Source organism: Streptomyces sp. CC53, from assembly GCF_001865245.1.
In the GTDB taxonomy this organism is placed as follows: Bacteria; Actinomycetota; Actinomycetes; order Streptomycetales; family Streptomycetaceae; genus Streptomyces.
Genome location: NZ_MKXB01000075.1, coordinates 6,019 through 22,504, shown reverse-complemented (window position 1 = coordinate 22,504; position 16,486 = coordinate 6,019). Strand labels below are relative to the sequence as shown.

The following is a 16,486-nucleotide window of genomic DNA, read 5'->3' as shown; positions in this document are numbered from 1 at the left end:
CCGCGGTGCCCTCCGGCCCCGGGCGGGAGCGGCCCGCCGCTCCGTCGTGGCTCCCGGGCCGGTCGTGGCCCCCGGAGGCTCCGGGGCCCGCCGGTCCGCCCGGGCGCTCCGAGGCACCCGGGCCCGCCGGGGTGCCGCCCGGGGACGCGGGCCCGCCGGGTCCGCCCGCACCAGAGGCCACGGCCGAGCCCGGGGTCACACCGGAACCGGGAGCCTCGACGGAGCCCGGCGCCCCACCCGGGCCGGGCGGCACGACGGGCACGTCCCTGCGGGGGCCCGGCAGCACCCGGCGTGCCGTCTCCCGTGTCGCGCGTCGGACGGTCGTGTGTGTGCGGCGCATCAGGTCCCCTCCTCGGTCCGGTGATCGTTTCACCCGTTCGCCAGCGGGCTCACGCGGGGGCCCCTGCTGCCCTGAGCTGGGACGTTGCCGACCGCCGCGATGGTTCCTGACAGTGCATCAGCGAGCGGGCGGCGGCCGGGCCGTCTTTGCTCGGAGGCACGAAGCCCCGCCGCGCCTGCCCGGAGGACCCCCATGCGCTGCACGTCCCGCCCGCTGACCGGTACCGCTCTCGCGGTGCTCTGCCTCGGCGCCCTGGCCGCGCCGGCGGCGCACGCCGGTGAATCCGGCGCCCTGGAGGTGAACCCGGCGACGGCCGCCCCCGGCACCAAGGTCACCGTGAGCACCCGAGCGTGCGGGCCGGACGGCCACGGCGTCGGCGACGCCCAGTCACTGGGCGCCGGGGACTTCAAGCTGCGGCCCGGCACGCCCAAGGATCTCGCCGTGGGCCGGTTCACCGTGCCCGACCACACCAAGCCCGGCACCTACGGCATCGCTGTGGCCTGCGACAACGGCAAGACCGCCGCCGGGGACCTCGTGGTGGAGGCCAAGCACGACGGCGGCGGCCACCAGCCGACGCGGGCTCCCGAGCACGACATGCCGCACGGGCACGTGAAGACCGGAGTGGGCGGCAGCGTCGGCACCGACCCGGCCCGGATCGCGGCGGGCGCCGCCCTGCTGGCCGCGGCGGCGGGCGGCGGCCTGTGGATGCTGCGCCGCCGGACGGCCGGCGACGGCTGACGGGCGCACCCGGGGCACGCGGGCCGGGCCGTCGACCCGCCCCCGTGCCCTCCCCCTGAACCTCCCCGCCCCCGCCGCGTGGCCCCGAGACCGCGGCTGGGGCGGGGAGATCCCGTACGGCGCACCCCGTACCGCACCGGCCCGCCGCGCGCGTCCCCGCACCGCACGGCCCGTACCCGTACCCCCGCAGGACGCCGGAGGGCACCCGTATGAGCGGCTCCACCGCGGACCACCAGGCCAGGAGCAACAAGGGCTGGGGCCTGGCCGCCGCCGCGTGCCTCGGGCTGTGGCTGGTGCAGAGCGGCTCCGAGCACGCGACCCCGCCGGCGCCGTCCGCGGCCGAGGCGTTCGCCGCGGGACCGGGCTGGCACACGACGGCCGCAGCCGAACCGCTCACGCCGTCGGCGCCCGTCCGGATCAGGATCCCGCGGATCGGCGTCGACGCGCCCGTCGTCCGGCTCGGTCTGGCACCGGACGGCAGCCTGGAGGTGCCGCCGCCGGGCAACCGCAACGTGGCGGGCTGGTACCGGGACGGCACCCCGCCCGGAGCCGAGGGCACGGCGATCATGGCGGGACACGTCGACAACGCGCAGGGGCCCGCCGTCTTCTACGCGCTGGGCTCGCTGCGCAAGGGCGACCGGATCGAGGTGGCGCGGGTCGACGGGCGCACCGCCGTCTTCACCGTCGACGCGGTGGAGGTGTACGACAACGACGCCTTCCCCGACGCCAAGGTGTACGGCCGGGCCGCACGCGCCGAGCTCCGCGTGATCACCTGCGGCGGCGACTACGCCCCGGAGACCGGCTACCAGGGCAACGTGGTGGCGTACGCCCACCTCATCGGCGCCCGGTAGCGCCTCCGGCGCCGGGCGGACCGCCCCGCGTCGGGTGCTCAGGGCCGCACGGCGGCGGCGAGCCGGGGCGGCCGGGGCCGCGGCTGTTCGTCGCGTGCCTCGCCGGGGTGGGAGCCGCGCCACCCGGCGGCTCCCCGCTTGTACGCCCGGCACCGGCAACCCGGTGCCGGTCACGCACGCGAAGAATGCCGCCCGCGTCTCCCGTGCCGCCCGGGCGGCGTGCGGTCGGCGCGCGGGTTGCGGCCGTCCGGCCTGTGCGTGAAGGGTCGCGGAGGCCGCACGACCGGTCGTGGCGGGCCGGTCGCCCCAGCCTCGCCGGGCGGCCCGCCGGGGCTCACGTCCACTGGTCGAACGCCAGCTTCGCGACCAGCGAGAACACCACCACCAGCAGCACTCCGCGGACGAACTCCGCGCCCTTGCTCAGGGCCATCCGCGCGCCCAGCATGCCGCCCACCAGGTTGAACGCGGCCATGAGGGCCGCCAACTGCCACAGCACGTTGCCCTGGTAGGCGAACATGGCGAGCGCGCCCACGTTGGTGCACACGTTCACGATCTTGGCGGTGGCCGAGGCCGTCACGAGGTCCAGGTGCAGGACGGCGGTCAGGGACAGCACCAGGAAGGTCCCGGTCCCGGGGCAGAACAGCCCGTCGTAGAAGCCAATGCCGCCGCCGACGAGGACGACCGCGGTCACCGCCCTGGCCCGCCCGACCGGCCCCGCCTGCGCCTCCCCCGTGCCGAAGGACGGGCGCAGCAGCACGAAGGCGGCGACGCCCACCAGCACGACGAGGATGACCGGGCGGAGCACCTCGCTGCTGATGCCCGCGGCGAAGAAGGCGCCGCCCATCGAGCCGGCGAGCGCCGCCAGGCCGATGCGCAGGGCCCTGGCCACCCGGACGGGCGCCCTGCGGACGTAGGTGACGGCCGCGCCGGTCGTGCCCACGATCGCGACGGCCTTGTTGGTGCCGAGCACCTGGGCCGCAGGCACCTGCGGCAGACCGATGAGCAGCGCGGGGATGAGCAGCAGGCCACCGCCGCCGACCACGGCGTCGATCCAGCCCGCCACCAGGGCGGCCAGGCAGAGCAGTACGAGGACGGTCAGCGGTATGTCGGGCATGACCATGACCTTATGTAAGGGATGGAGTCTCCGTCCATCGGTTACGGCTGCCGCGGGTGGGCTTCCCGCACGGGCAGGTCGGGTGCACCGCCGGCCGGTCACCGGGCACCCGGGCCCCGGGCGCTGCGGTCCACGGGCGCGAAGCCCCGCGCCCCGCGCCGGGGGCGGGTGTGGTGGGCGCCGGGCGCCCGGGCCCGGCCCTGCCCCCTGGCGGTGGAGCGGGCGCCGGTCTCCCGTGGAGGTGTACAGGCGGGCGGGGGCCCCGTCGTGTGCCGGCCGCCCGCCGCGCGGCGGTTCCTCACGTCCCCGTACCGTGCCCGCTGAGGTCAGCTTTCCTCCCGCGAAACAACCGGGATCCCGCCGGGAAACACCGCCGACGCACGCTGCTGGACATGAGTACACGGATCGTGGTCGTCGGCGGCGGCACGGCGGGGGCACGCCTCGCCGAGCGGCTCCCCGTCACCCTGCTCGGCGAGGAGCCGCACGCCCCCTACAACAGGGTGCTGCTCGCGGACGTCCTGGCCGGCCGGTACGGGCCCGAGGTCATCGCCCTCCCGTCGCCGCGGGGCGAGCCGGTGCGCCGCGGTGTGCGGGTCACCGGCATCGACCGGGAGGCCCGCGAGGTGCACTGCGGCGACGGGACCCGGGTCGCATACGACCGGCTGGTCCTGGCCACCGGCTCGAACCCGGTGCTGCCCCCGCTGCGGGGACTGGCCGGGAGCGGCCGGCTGCCGGCCGGGGTGTACGCGTTCCGCACGCTGGACGACTGTCTGGCGCTCGACGCGCTGGTGCGCGAGGGCGCGCGGGCCGTCGTCATCGGCGGCGGGCTGCTCGGGGTGTCCGCGGCCAGGGCGCTCGCGGCCCGGGGCGCCGAGGTGGTGCTGGCCCAGCAGGGCGAGCACCTGATGGAGCGCCAGCTCGACGCCGAGGCGTCCGGGCTGCTGCGCGCGCACCTGGCCGAGCTGGGCGTGGAGGTCCACACCGAATGCCGGGTGCGCGGCCTGAGGACCGCGGGCGGCGCCGTCACCGCGGTGGAGCTGGCCGACGGGTTCGTGCTGGACGCGGACCTGGTCGTGCTGGCCTGCGGGGTGCGGCCGCGCGTGGGCCTCGCCCTGGAGGCGGGGCTGGAGGTGCGGCGCGGCGTCGTCGTCGACGACGAGCTGCGCACCTCCGATCCGTACATCCACGCCATCGGCGACTGCGCCGAGCACGACGGGCGGCTCTACGGGCTGGCCGGGGCGGCTCTGGAGCAGGCCGACGTCCTGGCGGACCTCCTGTCCGGGGGCTCCGCCCGCTACCGGGGCACGCGCGCCCTGACCCGGCTCAGCCTGGACGCCCTGGAACTCGCGGCGTTCGGCGAGGCCGTGCCGCAGCCGGGCGACGACACCGTACGGCTGGCCGACGCGACCCGCGGGGCGTACCGGAAGGTCGTCGTCCGCGGGGACCGGCTGGTCGGTGGCGTGCTGCTCGGCGACCTCGCCGCGGTCGGCACGCTCGCCCGGGCGTGGGAGGGCGACGAAGCCCTCCCGGACGCTCCCCTGCTGCACCTGCTCACCCACGACGGAGGCTCCTGACATGCCGCACACGCCCGGGGCTGCGAACACGCCCACCATCGTCCTCGTCGGCCACGGCATGGTCGGCCAGCGCTTCCTGGAGGCCCTCGCCGAGCGCGGCATGACCGCGCGGGCGCGGGTGGTCGTGCTGTGCGAGGAGCCGCGGCCCGCCTACGACCGGGTCCACCTCACCTCGTACTTCTCCGGCACGACGCCCGACGAGCTGTCCATGGTGCCCGAGGGGTTCATGGCCGAGCACGGCATCGAACTGCACACCGGCGACCCCGCGGTCGCGGTCGACCGGGAGGCCCGCACGGTGACCGCACGGTCGGGCGCGGTGTTCCCGTACGACACCCTGGTCCTGGCCACCGGCTCCTACCCGTTCGTGCCGCCGGTCCCCGGCAGGGACGCGACGGGCTGCTTCGTCTACCGGACCATCGAGGACCTCCTCGCCATCGAGGAGTACGCGAAGGGCGCCGCGACCGGTGCCGTGGTGGGCGGCGGCCTGCTCGGCCTGGAGGCGGCCGGCGCGCTGAAGGGCCTGGGACTGCGCACGCACGTGGTGGAGTTCGCTCCGCGGCTCATGCCGGTGCAGGTGGACGAGGGCGGCGGCGCGGCGCTGCTGCGCACCATCGAGGGCATGGGCCTGTCCGTGCACACGGGCGTCGGCACCCAGGAGGTCATCGCCGCCGAGGACGGCACCGTGACCGGCATGAAGCTGTCGGACGGCTCGGAGCTGGCCACCGACCTGGTGGTGTTCTCGGCGGGTGTCCGCCCCCGCGACCAGCTGGGCCGGGACTGCGGCCTGGAGGTCGGGGAGCGCGGCGGCATCGTCGTCGACGAGCGGTGCCGCACCTCCGACCCGGCCGTGTTCGCGATCGGCGAGTGCGCGCTCGCGGCGGACGGCAGGGTGTACGGCCTGGTGGCGCCGGGCTACGAGATGGCGCTGGCGGCCGCCGACACCATCGTGGAGCGGGAGGCGTCGTTCACCGGGGCGGACACCTCCACGAAGCTGAAGCTGCTGGGCGTGGACGTGGCGTCGTTCGGCGACGCGCACGGCACCACCGAGGGCTGCCTCGACGTGGTCTACTCCGACTCGCGGTCCGGCATCTACAAGAAGCTGGTGGTCGCGGCGGACGGCACGCTGCTGGGCGGTGTCCTGGTCGGCGACGCCGAGCAGTACGGGATGCTGCGGCCGCTGACCGGGACCGTGCCGCCCGTGTCGGCGGAGCAGCTGGTGCTGCCCGCGGGTGCGGGCGCCCCGGTCGCGCTGGGCCCGGAGGCGCTGCCGGACGACGCGGTGATCTGCTCCTGCCACAACGTGACCAAGGGCGCGATCTGCGAGCACACGACGCTGCCCGAGGTGAAGAAGTGCACCAAGGCGGGCACGGGCTGCGGCAGTTGCGTCAAGGTCATCGAGAAGCTGCTGCCCAAGAGCGGCGACGGCGGCCTGTGCACCTGCTTCGCCAGGACGCGGCAGGAGCTGTACGAGATCGTGCAGGTGCTGCGGATCACCTCGTACGCGGAGCTCCTCGACCGCTACGGGCGGGAGGAGGCGCGGGGCGGCGAGGGCTGCGAGGTCTGCAAGCCCACCGTGGCCTCGATCCTGGCGTCCCTGTCGAACGGCTACATCCTGGACGGGGAGCAGGCGGCCCTCCAGGACACCAACGACCACTTCCTCGCCAACATCCAGAAGAACGGCTCGTACTCGATCGTGCCGCGCATCCCGGGCGGTGAGATCACCCCGGAGAAGCTGATCGTCCTCGGCGAGGTCGCCAAGGACCACGGCCTCTACATGAAGATCACCGGTGCGCAGCGGATCGACATGTTCGGGGCGCGGGTCGAGCAGCTCCCGGGCATCTGGGCGCGGCTGGTCGACGCGGGCTTCGAGTCGGGGCACGCCTACGGCAAGGCGCTGCGGACCGTGAAGTCCTGCGTGGGGCAGACCTGGTGCCGGTACGGCGTGCAGGACTCGGTGCGGATGGCGATCGACCTGGAGCTGCGCTACCGGGGCCTGCGGGCGCCGCACAAGCTGAAGTCGGGGGTCTCCGGCTGCCAGCGGGAGTGCGCGGAGGCGCAGAGCAAGGACTTCGGCATCATCGCGACGGCCAACGGCTGGAACCTGTACGTGGGCGGCAACGGCGGCGCGAACCCGCGCCACGCCGACCTGCTGGCCAAGGACCTGTCGGACGCGGAGCTGGTCCGGCTGATCGACCGGTTCCTCATGTACTACGTCCGCACGGCGGAGCGGCTGGAGCGCACGGCGCCGTGGATCGAGCGGATCGGCTTCGACCACGTGCGGCAGGTCGTGGTGGAGGACTCGCTGGGCATCGGCGAGGAGCTGGACGAGCTGATGGCCCGGCACGTGGCGAACTTCCGCGACGAGTGGGCGGAGACGCTGAACGACCCGGAGCGGCTGCGCCGGTTCGTGTCGTTCGTGAACGCCCCCGAGACACCGGACCCGACGGTGCAGTTCGTACCGGAGCGGGACCAGATGAAGCCGAACCTGACGATCCTCACCCTGGAAGGGGTCAGCGCGCGATGAAGCTGGAACTCTCCCCCGGCGGCGGCGAGTGGCTGCCGGTCTGCGACCCGGAGGTGCTGACGCCCGGCCGGGGCATGGCGGCGCTGCTGCCGGACGGCCGCCAGGCGGCGCTGTTCCGGGACCGGTCGGGGCGGCTGTACGCGATCGACAACCGCGACCCGTTCACCGGCGCCCAGGTGCTGGCCCGCGGGCTGATCGGCACGGCCGCGGGGCGGACGTTCGTGGCGTCGCCGCTGCTGAAGCAGCGCTTCGACCTGGAGACGGGGCGGTGCCTGGACGACGACGAGGTGGCGGTGGACGTCTACCCGGTGCGGACCGCCTGAGCCCGCGCCGCGAGGGGAACGTCGACGCGGGGTCCGTGGTGGCACGGACCCCGTCGTCGGCCGCCCGCGGGGACGGCCCGGTGGCCGTCAGTCCTGCGGGGCCCCGGGCCCGGCCTGCGCCCGCATCTTCTCGACGTCCATCCAGACGATCTCCCAGATGTGGTGGTCCGGGTCCTGGAAGGAGCGGCTGTACATCCAGTCGCCGTACTCCTGGGTGGCGTTGCCCGGCGTGCCGCCGTGGGCGAGGGCGGTGTCGACGAGCTCGTCCACCTTCGCGCGGCTCTCCGCGCTGAGCGCGATCATGGTCTCGGTGGTGGTGGCGGCGTCGGCGACCTCCTTGTCGGTGAACGAGCGGTAGAACGGCTCCGTCAGCAGCATCGCGAAGATCGTGTCGCTGAAGACCAGGCAGGCTGCGTTCTCGTCGGTGAACTCGGGGTTGAAGGAGTACCCCAGCTTCGTCCAGAACGCCTTGGTCGCGTCCAGGTCCTTCACCGGCAGGTTCACGAAGATCATCTGAGCGGTCATGGCGGGTCGCTGTCCCTTCGGGTGAGCCGTGGTGGCGCTTACGGAAGGGTGGACCGGGGGGCGCGGCGGAACTCATCGGTGCCGCCGGGATCTTTTTCCGACCGCCGCGCCCGGGGCCGGCCGCCCCGCCCCGGGGCCGGCCGGCTCCGTGGAGCGCCGGTGTGCCGTGGGCCGGCCGTGTTGCGGCGCCGGGCGGCCGGTCCTGGCGTCGCCGCATGAGCGCCGCCGGCCGGAGGATCACCGAGAAGCCGCCGGATGACGCCCTGCGCGCCGCGACCGGCTGCGACCGGGCGGGCTGGTCGGCGCTGCTCGACGCCCGGGGCGCCACCGGGCGCGGCCACGCGGAGACGGCCCGCCACCTGGTGGAGGAGCACGGCGTATCCGGCTGGTACGCGCAGTCGGTCACGCTGGGGTACCGGCAGGAGCGCGGGCTACGCCAGGTCGGGCAGTCGTCCACCGGGGGCCGGCCGGCGTCGGTGAGCAAGACCGCGAGCGCCCCGCCGGAGCGGATCACCGAGGCGTACACGGACCGGGCCGTAGGGGGCCGGTGGCTGCCCGAGGCCGGTTCGGCCGTCCGCACCCACCGGCCCGGCAGGTCCCTCAGCGCCGACTGGGAGGGGCGGCACGAGCCGGGTCTCCGTCCACCTGGCGGCGGGCGCGTCCGGGTGGGTGTGGGCCACGCGGGGCTGCCGGACGCGGGCGCGGTCGCGGTGTACAAGGGGTTCCGGCGGGACCGCCCCACCGCCCTCGAGGGCCTCCTGGAGCACTGACGCGGCGACGCGGACCAGCCGACCGCCGCACGCTTCTTCCGCTTCACCACTTGTTGATGCACCGTCAATCCGGCACTCGTAAGTTCCCGCAGCGCGCGACCCCGTCGCCGAAGCGAGCGACGGGGCGGTCACGATCCCCCTGGAGTGATCTCGTGGAACGTCGCAGCTTCCTGCGCGGAGCGGTCGCCGGTGGCACCGCCATGGCCTTCGGTTACACCCTGATGCAGGGGGCGGCCTACGCGGCCCCCGCGCAGCCCGGCACCGGCCCGTACGGCCCGCTCGGCGCGGCCGACGCCAACGGCATCCGGCTCCCCGCCGGCTTCACCAGCCGGGTCGTCGCCCGGTCCGGCCAGAAGGTCGCGGGCACCGCCTACACCTGGCACAGCGCCCCCGACGGCGGTGCCTGCTTCGCGGACGGCACCGGGTGGATCTACGTGTCGAACTCGGAGATCTCCAGCACGGGCGGCGCGGGCGCCGTCCGGTTCGACTCCTCGGGCAACATCACCGACGCCTACCGGATCCTGTCCCACACCAACCGCAACTGCGCGGGTGGAAAGACGCCCTGGGACACCTGGCTGTCCTGCGAGGAGGTCACCACCGGCTACGTCTACGAGACGGACCCGTGGGGCGTGAACGCCGCGGTGCGGCGGCCCGCCATGGGGCGGTTCAACCACGAGGCGGCCGCCGCGGACCCGGTCCGCCGGGTCGTCTACCTGACCGAGGACATGTCGGACGGCTGCTTCTACCGGTTCGTGCCGAACACCTGGGGCGACCTGTCCTCCGGCACCCTCCAGGTGCTGAAGGCCGGCTCGGCCACGTCCGGCACCTTCACCTGGGCGAACGTCCCCGACCCGGACGGCTCCCCCACCGCCACGCGCAAGCAGGTCAAGGGCGCGAAGCGGTTCAACGGCGGCGAGGGGTGCCACTACGCCAACGACACCGTCTGGTTCACCACCAAGGGCGACAACCGGGTCTGGCAGCTGAACGTCGCCGCCAACACCTACCAGCTGGCGTACGACGACTCGCTGGTGAGCGGCACCGCGCCGCTGACCGGCGTGGACAACATCACCGGCGCGTCCTCGGGCGACCTGTACGTGGCCGAGGACGGCGGCAACATGGAGATCTGCGTGATCACGCCGGACGACGTCGTCGCGCCGTTCCTGCGGATCACCGGCCAGTCGAGCTCGGAGATCTGCGGCCCCGCCTTCTCGCCCGACGGCACGCGGCTGTACTTCTCCAGCCAGCGCGGCACGAGCGGCAGCTCGTCCGGCGGCATCACCTACGAGGTCACGGGGCCGTTCCGGGCCTAGCCCGGCACCGCCTACGAGGTGACGGGCCCGTTGCGGGCGTAGCCCCGGCTGCGGGCCCTCTCCCGCACCTCCGGCCGGGCGCCGCCGTGCAGCAGGGCGGCGCCCAACGGCGTCAGGGTGTGCAGCACGGAGCTGCCCTGGCGCAGCGTGACGACGAGGCCGGCGTCGCGCAGCACACCGGCGTGCTGGCTGGCCGAGGCCAGGGACACCCCCGCCCGGCGGGCCAGCTCGCTCGTCGTCCCGCCGTGGCCTATCGCCTTCAGGACGGCCGACCGGGTGTGGCCCACCAGCCGGCCCAGCGACCCGTCCGGCTCCGTGTGCGCGGCGGGCGCGTCGGTGTGGGTCACCGGGTAGACCAGGACCGGGGGCAGCCCCGGATCGCGGTACGTCACGGCGCTGCCGCGGCAGAAGTACGACGGCTGGAGCAGCAGCCCGCGCCCGTCGAGGTGCACGTCCCGGTCGACGGGGTAGTCCGCCTCCAGGACGGGCGCCCGCCACCGCAGCATCGGCGGCAGCGACGCCAGCAGCTCCTCGGCGCCGCCGTCGAGCAGCGCCCGGCCGCGCACGGCGCGGTCCGCCTCCACCCGGGACTGGATGTACGTCCAGTACGGTTCGATGGCGGCCCGGTGGTAGCCGCGCAGGGCTCCGAGGAGGCGGCTGAAGGACTCCGGGCGCCCGTCGCCCAGGCCCGCCGTCCAGGACGGCAGCGGGGCCGCCGCGGGGCGCTCCGCGGCCAGCAGCTCCAGCTCGGCGGCCATCCGCTCCAGCGGTGTCGCCCGCAGCGCCTCCAGGGCCGGGTCGAGGCCGTGCAGGCCCTCCGGGGGCGTCAGGAAGTCCGGGAAATAGCCCCGGGCCGGCACGAGCGCGCCCAGCAGCCGCGTTTCGCCGTTGAGCCGCGTGCGCGTTTGGGCTCGCCATTCCCCGTAGACCAGCGCGCCGCGGCGGTCCCGCAATCGGTGAAAGCTGAGAACCGTTTCCCAGAGGACGTCGGGCCGGGCGGCCATCCGAACCCCGGCGAGATCCGCACCGGTGAAATGTATACGAAGCACTGAACCCCCACCTGTTGCATCCGCAATCACCCCCCACCGATGAGTATGCATGCCATCACAGGTTGTTACCACGGCATTTCAGCCACACTTGAAACCTATGGCCAGGGGTGGCCCCGAACCGAAAAGCTGTACGCCGTCGGACAGGAAACCTTCAGGACCGAGGTGGCGTGTCGAAGACCGTGGGGGGCTTCTCACGCCCGGCGGCGGGCCTGAAAGGTTGCGGCTCTCCTGTCTGGCAGGGGTAATGGGGCGCGGTCGGCGGGTGGGGATCCGGTGGCCGCGCTCCGCCCTGCCGTTTGCGGGCACAAGGCGGAGAATTGACGCGAAGTCACCGGCCCACAAAAAGTCCGAACTTCAACTTGCAGGAATTCAACCGCTCGTAATTCATGGGGCACCTGCATGACACACACTGGACGAAACAGTACGGGGCGGACACCTCCGCACAAGGTGTCCGCCCCGTCTCGGTGTACCGGGGCCGCCGCCGATCGGTGAGGGTCGGGTGACAGACGGCGGCCCCGGTGGCCTGGGCAGGTTGCCGCCCCGTGACGCGGGCGGCGCGTGGTGGTGCGCCGGGACCGCCGCCGATCGGTACTGGTCGGAGACAGGCGGCGGCCCCGGCAGCCGGGGGTCGGCCGTCCCGTGGGAGCGGACGGCCGGGGCCGTACGGGACGGCCCGGGGGGTGGCCGTTCCGGAGAGGGCGGCCGGAGGGGCGGTTCAGGGCGGCCCGGGTGGCCGCCCGCGGGTGCGGGCGGCCGGCGGGCCCGGGTCAGCGGCTGTCGCTGCCGGTGGACTGCGCCGCGGCACGGCCCGCCTCCAGGCGCGCCACCGGGATCCGGAACGGCGAGCAGGAGACGTAGTCGAGACCGACCTCGTGGAAGAAGTGGACCGACTCGGGGTCGCCGCCGTGCTCGCCGCAGACACCGAGCTTGATGTCCGGGCGGGTGGCCCGGCCGGCCTCCACGGCGTGGCGGACCAGGGCCCCGACGCCGTCCTTGTCGATGGTCTCGAACGGGCTGACGCCGAAGATGCCCTTCTCCAGGTACGCGGTGAAGAAGCTGGCCTCCACGTCGTCCCGGGAGAAGCCCCACACGGTCTGCGTGAGGTCGTTCGTGCCGAACGAGAAGAACTCGGCGGCCTCCGCGATCTGCCCGGCCGTCACGGCGGCGCGCGGCAGTTCGATCATGGTGCCGAGCGCCAGCTGCAGTTCGACGCCGCTGGACTGCGCGACCTCGGCGATGACCTGCTCGGCCTCCTCGCGGACCAGCTCCAGCTCCTGGACGGTGCCGACGAGCGGGATCATGATCTCGACACGCGGGTCGCCCTTGGCGTCGATCCGCTCGGCCGCGGCCTCCGCGATGGCCCGCACCTGCATGGTGAACAGGCCGGGGATGACCAGGCCGAGGCGGACACCGCGCAGGCCCAGCATCGGGTTCTGCTCGTGCAGCCGGTGCACGGCCTGGAGCAGGCGCAGCTCGTTCTCGTGCGGCTCCTTGCGGGACTCCGCGAGGGCGACGCGCACCGACAGCTCGGTGATGTCGGGCAGGAACTCGTGCAGCGGCGGGTCCAGGAGGCGGACCGTGACCGGCAGGCCGTCCATCGCCTCGAACAGCTCGACGAAGTCGCCCTTCTGCAGCGGCAGCAGCGCCTTCAGGGCGTCCTCGCGCTCGGCGTCCGTGTCGGCGAGGATGAGCCGCTCGACGTACTGGCGGCGCTCGCCGAGGAACATGTGCTCCGTGCGGCACAGACCGATGCCCTGGGCGCCGAACCGGCGGGCGCGCGACGCGTCCTCGGCGTTGTCGGCGTTGGCGCGCACCCGCAGCCGGCGGCGGCGGTCGGCGTAGGCCATCATGCGGTGCACGGACTGGACGAGCTCGTCGGCGTCGTCGGCGCCGGCGTGCATGCGGCCCTCGAAGTACTCGACCACCGGGGACGGTACGACGGGTACCTCTCCGAGGTATACCTTGCCGGTGGAGCCGTCGATGGAGATGACGTCGCCCTCCTCGACGACGTGGCCGCCGGGTACCGTCATGCGGCGGCGCTTGGTGTCGACCTCCAGCTCCTCGGCACCGCAGACGCAGGTCTTGCCCATGCCGCGGGCGACGACGGCGGCGTGCGAGGTCTTGCCGCCGCGCGAGGTGAGGATGCCCTCGGCGGCGATCATGCCGTCCAGGTCGTCCGGGTTCGTCTCGCGGCGGATGAGGATGACCTTCTCACCGGAGCGGGACCACTTGACGGCGGTGTACGAGTCGAACACGGCCTTGCCGACGGCCGCGCCCGGGGAGGCGGCGATGCCGCGGGCGACCTTCTCGACGGCCGCCTTCTCGTCGAAGCGCGGGAACATGAGCTGGGCGAGCTGCGCGCCGGTGACCCGCTGGAGCGCCTCGGCCTCGTCGATGAGGCCCTGGTCGACGAGCTGGGTGGCGATCCGGAAGGCGGCGCCCGCGGTGCGCTTGCCGACCCGGGTCTGGAGCATCCACAGCTGACCGCGCTCGATCGTGAACTCGATGTCGCAGAGGTCCTTGTAGTGGTTCTCCAGCTTCTCCATGATCGCCATGAGCTGGTCGTACGACGCCTTGTCGATGGACTCCAGCTCGGCGAGCGGGACCGTGTTGCGGATGCCGGCCACGACGTCCTCGCCCTGCGCGTTCTGCAGGTAGTCGCCGTACACGCCCTGGTGGCCGGAGGCGGGGTCACGGGTGAAGGCGACGCCGGTGCCGGAGTCGGGGCCGAGGTTGCCGAAGACCATGGTGCAGACGTTGACGGCGGTGCCCAGGTCGTGCGGGATGCGCTCCTGGCGGCGGTACAGCTTGGCGCGGTCGCCGTTCCAGGAGTCGAAGACCGCCTTGATGGCGAGGTCCATCTGCTCGCGCGGGTCCTGCGGGAAGTCGCGGCCGGCCTCGTCCTTGACGATCTTCTTGAACTTCCGGACGAGCTTCTTCAGGTCGGCGGGCTCCAGGTCGGTGTCGACCGTGACCTTCTTGGCCTTCTTCGCGTCGTCCAGGGCCTCCTCGAAGAGCTCGCCCTCGACGCCCAGCACGGTCTTGCCGAACATCTGGATGAGGCGGCGGTACGAGTCCCAGGCGAACCGCTCGTCGCCGGACTGCTGCGCCAGGCCCTCCACGGACGTGTCGGACAGGCCGATGTTGAGGACGGTGTCCATCATGCCCGGCATGGAGAACTTGGCGCCGGAGCGGACGGAGACGAGGAGCGGGTTGTCGGCCTGGCCGAGCTTCTTCCCCATCGTCTCTTCCAGGGAGGCGAGGTGGGCGCTCACCTCGTCCCGCAGGGCGGACGGCTCGGAGCCGCTCTCCAGGTAGACCTTGCACGCCTCGGTGGTGATCGTGAAGCCGGGTGGCACCGGGAGACCGAGGTTGGTCATCTCGGCGAGGTTGGCGCCTTTACCACCGAGAAGGTCCTTGAGGTCCTTGTTGCCCTCGGTGAAGTCGTAGACGAACTTCTGATCTTTGATTTCCGACACGGGTCTCGACTCCTCGGAGACGCGGTGGCTGCCCTGACGGCGAGGAACATACCCAGATCGAAGGCGTCTGGGTATGTACGCCTACCCGTCATGGGGCCTTAACCACGCGTCCGCCAACAGATTGAAAGTTACGACGACGTTGCGTCGCAGGCGCCCGAGGATTCACCCCTTGAAGCATACGCCTCACAGAAGAGCGGGTGAGCCGCTCACATGAGCGGCGGCAGCCTTCATGTGTTCACTTCTTGAATGCATGAAGAGATGGCACTCAGTGCCACCCTTAGAGAAGTACACCCGCCCTCAATCCGCTCATCTGAGCGCAACCCCTATCAGGGGTGGCGAGAATCACGCCGCCGGCGCCCTCCGGATCCCACGATCCGGACGCACGGAAGGGGCCCGCCGGAACATCCCGACGAGCCCCTCCGCCCCTGGTCAGCCGCCCGAAGTGTCCAGTTCCGCGTCGGAACTCACGGCCGCGCAGTCGTACGGGTCCTTCAACCAGCCGTCCGGCAGGACGACCCGGTTGTTCCCCGAGGTCCGCCCCCGCGGGCCGTCCGCGCCGGTCGGCCAGGGCTGGTCCAGGTCCAGCTCGCTCAACTGAGCGCGCAGCTCGTCCAGGGAGGAGGTGACCGCGAGGCGCTTGCGCATCTCGGACCCGACGGCGAAGCCCTTCAGGTACCAGGCCACGTGCTTGCGGAAGTCGATGACACCGCGCGCCTCGTCACCGATCCACTCCCCCAGCAGCCGCGCGTGCCGCACCATGACGTCCGCGACCTCCCGCAGCGTCGGCGCGGCCGAGGTGCCCGTCCCTTCGAACGCCGCCACGAGGTCCCCGAAGAGCCAGGGGCGACCCAGGCAGCCGCGCCCCACGACGACCCCGTCACAGCCGGTCCGCCGCATCATGCGCAGGGCGTCCTGCGCCGACCAGATGTCGCCGTTGCCGAGCACCGGGATCTCCGGCACGTGCTCCTTGAGCCGCGCGATGGCGTCCCAGTCGGCGGTGCCGCCGTAGTGCTGGGCGGCGGTGCGCCCGTGCAGGGCGATCGCGGTCACGCCCTCCTCGACGGCGATGCGCCCCGCGTCGAGGTACGTGATGTGGTCGTCGTCGATGCCCTTGCGCATCTTCATGGTGACCGGCAGGTCCCCGGCGTTGGTCACGGCCTCGTGCAGAATCGCCCGCAGCAACGGCCGCTTGTACGGGAGGGCCGACCCACCGCCCTTGCGGGTCACCTTCGGGACCGGGCAGCCGAAGTTCAGGTCGATGTGGTCCGCGAGGTCCTCGTCGACGATCATGCGCACCGCCTTGCCGACGGTGACCGGGTCCACCCCGTAGAGCTGGATCGAGCGCGGTGTCTCGCTCGCGTCGAAGTGGATCAGCTGCATGGTCTTCTCGTTGCGCTCGACCAGCGCCCGCGTCGTGATCATCTCACTCACGAACAGCCCCTTGCCGCCGCTGAACTCGCGGCACAGCGTCCGGAACGGGGCGTTCGTGATGCCGGCCATGGGGGCGAGCACCACCGGCGGCTGCACGGTGTGCGGACCGATCGACAAGGGAGCGAAGGGGCTGAACGCGGTCATTGCCCCATTGTCGCGTATCCCCCGCGGGACACGGCCCCCGGCGGAGGGCGGCCTCCGGCGAGACGGCGGACGGCACAGGGACCCGGCGGCGGGCAGCGGGCGAGGGTGTGCCGGGCCGCAGAGCCGGGGTGCGGATGCGGCGGCAGGCAGGCAGTCCGCACGGGACGGCGGGCGGCACAGGACGGCACGCGGAGGCGGGCGGCGGAGGACCGAGTGAAGCGCGGGCCTCCCACCAGGCGCGGGCGCGGCGGCACACGGCACACGGCAGAGGTCCGTACGGAGTGCGGGCGTGCGGCGGGAGCGGCGGGGCCGTC

General features: G+C 73.3%; 12 protein-coding genes. 7 read left to right on the top strand and 5 right to left on the bottom strand.

From position 1 onward, the window contains the following. Positions 1-532: 532 nt before the first annotated feature. The gene (locus BJP40_RS06985) at positions 533-1,078 is read left to right on the top strand and encodes a hypothetical protein (protein ID WP_071279498.1); all 546 of its coding nucleotides are present in this window, start codon (positions 533-535) and stop codon (positions 1,076-1,078) included. Between the two features lie 209 nt (positions 1,079-1,287). After that, positions 1,288-1,929, top strand: a complete 642-nt coding sequence (locus tag BJP40_RS06980) for a class F sortase (protein WP_071279496.1) — start codon at positions 1,288-1,290, stop codon at positions 1,927-1,929. Between the two features lie 334 nt (positions 1,930-2,263). Here the strand turns inward: BJP40_RS06980 and BJP40_RS06975 are convergent, their stop codons facing one another. Then, positions 2,264-3,043 (bottom strand): TSUP family transporter, encoded by a 780-nt coding sequence (locus BJP40_RS06975; RefSeq protein ID WP_071279500.1) that lies wholly within the window; start codon positions 3,041-3,043, stop codon positions 2,264-2,266. Positions 3,044-3,435: 392 nt separating this feature from the next. On the opposite strand from BJP40_RS06975, the gene BJP40_RS06970 reads away from it, so the two are divergent. From BJP40_RS06970 to nirD, 3 genes are read left to right on the top strand one after another with little or no spacing between them, the layout of a single operon-like run. After that, positions 3,436-4,617, top strand: a complete 1,182-nt coding sequence (locus BJP40_RS06970) for an NAD(P)/FAD-dependent oxidoreductase (protein ID WP_071279495.1) — start codon at positions 3,436-3,438, stop codon at positions 4,615-4,617. A 1-nt stretch (position 4,618) separates the two neighbouring features. Further along, complete coding sequence (gene nirB, locus BJP40_RS06965; protein WP_071279493.1) at positions 4,619-7,141, top strand: nitrite reductase large subunit NirB; 2,523 nt, start codon at positions 4,619-4,621, stop codon at positions 7,139-7,141. Further along, positions 7,138-7,464, top strand: coding sequence for a nitrite reductase small subunit NirD (gene nirD / locus BJP40_RS06960; RefSeq protein WP_071279492.1), 327 nt, complete (start codon positions 7,138-7,140; stop codon positions 7,462-7,464). Before nirB ends, nirD begins: the two co-directional genes overlap by 4 nt. A gap of 87 nt (positions 7,465-7,551) precedes the next feature. Here the strand turns inward: nirD and BJP40_RS06955 are convergent, their stop codons facing one another. Next, positions 7,552-7,989 carry a VOC family protein gene (locus BJP40_RS06955; protein ID WP_071265064.1) on the bottom strand — a complete coding sequence of 146 codons (438 nt, stop codon included), beginning with the start codon at positions 7,987-7,989 and terminating at the stop codon, positions 7,552-7,554. A 215-nt stretch (positions 7,990-8,204) separates the two neighbouring features. Here BJP40_RS06955 and BJP40_RS06950 point away from each other — a divergent pair, with 215 nt between their 5' ends. Further along, on the top strand, positions 8,205-8,759 hold the full coding sequence (locus BJP40_RS06950; protein WP_071279490.1) for a hypothetical protein: 555 nt from the start codon (positions 8,205-8,207) through the stop codon (positions 8,757-8,759). A 152-nt stretch (positions 8,760-8,911) separates the two neighbouring features. Next, positions 8,912-10,069, top strand: coding sequence for an alkaline phosphatase PhoX (locus tag BJP40_RS06945; protein WP_071279488.1), 1,158 nt, complete (start codon positions 8,912-8,914; stop codon positions 10,067-10,069). Positions 10,070-10,080: 11 nt separating this feature from the next. Here BJP40_RS06945 and BJP40_RS06940 read toward each other — a convergent pair whose 3' ends face one another. From BJP40_RS06940 to dusB, 3 genes are all read right to left on the bottom strand, one after another. Beyond that, positions 10,081-11,118 carry a helix-turn-helix transcriptional regulator gene (locus BJP40_RS06940; protein ID WP_107416729.1) on the bottom strand — a complete coding sequence of 346 codons (1,038 nt, stop codon included), beginning with the start codon at positions 11,116-11,118 and terminating at the stop codon, positions 10,081-10,083. Positions 11,119-11,885: 767 nt separating this feature from the next. After that, entirely contained in the window at positions 11,886-14,597 is a 2,712-nt protein-coding gene (ppdK, locus tag BJP40_RS06935; RefSeq protein ID WP_071265070.1) for a pyruvate, phosphate dikinase, read from the bottom strand. 429 nt (positions 14,598-15,026) lie between these two features. Continuing rightward, positions 15,027-16,172 carry a tRNA dihydrouridine synthase DusB gene (dusB, locus tag BJP40_RS06930; protein WP_071265072.1) on the bottom strand — a complete coding sequence of 382 codons (1,146 nt, stop codon included), beginning with the start codon at positions 16,170-16,172 and terminating at the stop codon, positions 15,027-15,029. Positions 16,173-16,486 lie beyond the last annotated feature (314 nt).

Excerpts from the sequence above, each read along its gene's own strand:
- BJP40_RS06950 (WP_071279490.1), top strand. The coding sequence starts at position 8,205 with ATGAGCGCCGCCGGCCGGAGGATCACCGAGAAGCCGCCGGATGACGCC.
- BJP40_RS06980 (WP_071279496.1), top strand. The coding sequence starts at position 1,288 with ATGAGCGGCTCCACCGCGGACCACCAGGCCAGGAGCAACAAGGGCTGG.
- BJP40_RS06970 (WP_071279495.1), top strand. The coding sequence starts at position 3,436 with ATGAGTACACGGATCGTGGTCGTCGGCGGCGGCACGGCGGGGGCACGC.
- BJP40_RS06955 (WP_071265064.1), bottom strand. The coding sequence starts at position 7,989 with ATGACCGCTCAGATGATCTTCGTGAACCTGCCGGTGAAGGACCTGGAC.
- nirD (WP_071279492.1), top strand. The coding sequence starts at position 7,138 with ATGAAGCTGGAACTCTCCCCCGGCGGCGGCGAGTGGCTGCCGGTCTGC.
- BJP40_RS06985 (WP_071279498.1), top strand. The coding sequence starts at position 533 with ATGCGCTGCACGTCCCGCCCGCTGACCGGTACCGCTCTCGCGGTGCTC.
- nirB (WP_071279493.1), top strand. The coding sequence starts at position 4,619 with ATGCCGCACACGCCCGGGGCTGCGAACACGCCCACCATCGTCCTCGTC.
- BJP40_RS06975 (WP_071279500.1), bottom strand. The coding sequence starts at position 3,043 with ATGCCCGACATACCGCTGACCGTCCTCGTACTGCTCTGCCTGGCCGCC.
- dusB (WP_071265072.1), bottom strand. The coding sequence starts at position 16,172 with ATGACCGCGTTCAGCCCCTTCGCTCCCTTGTCGATCGGTCCGCACACC.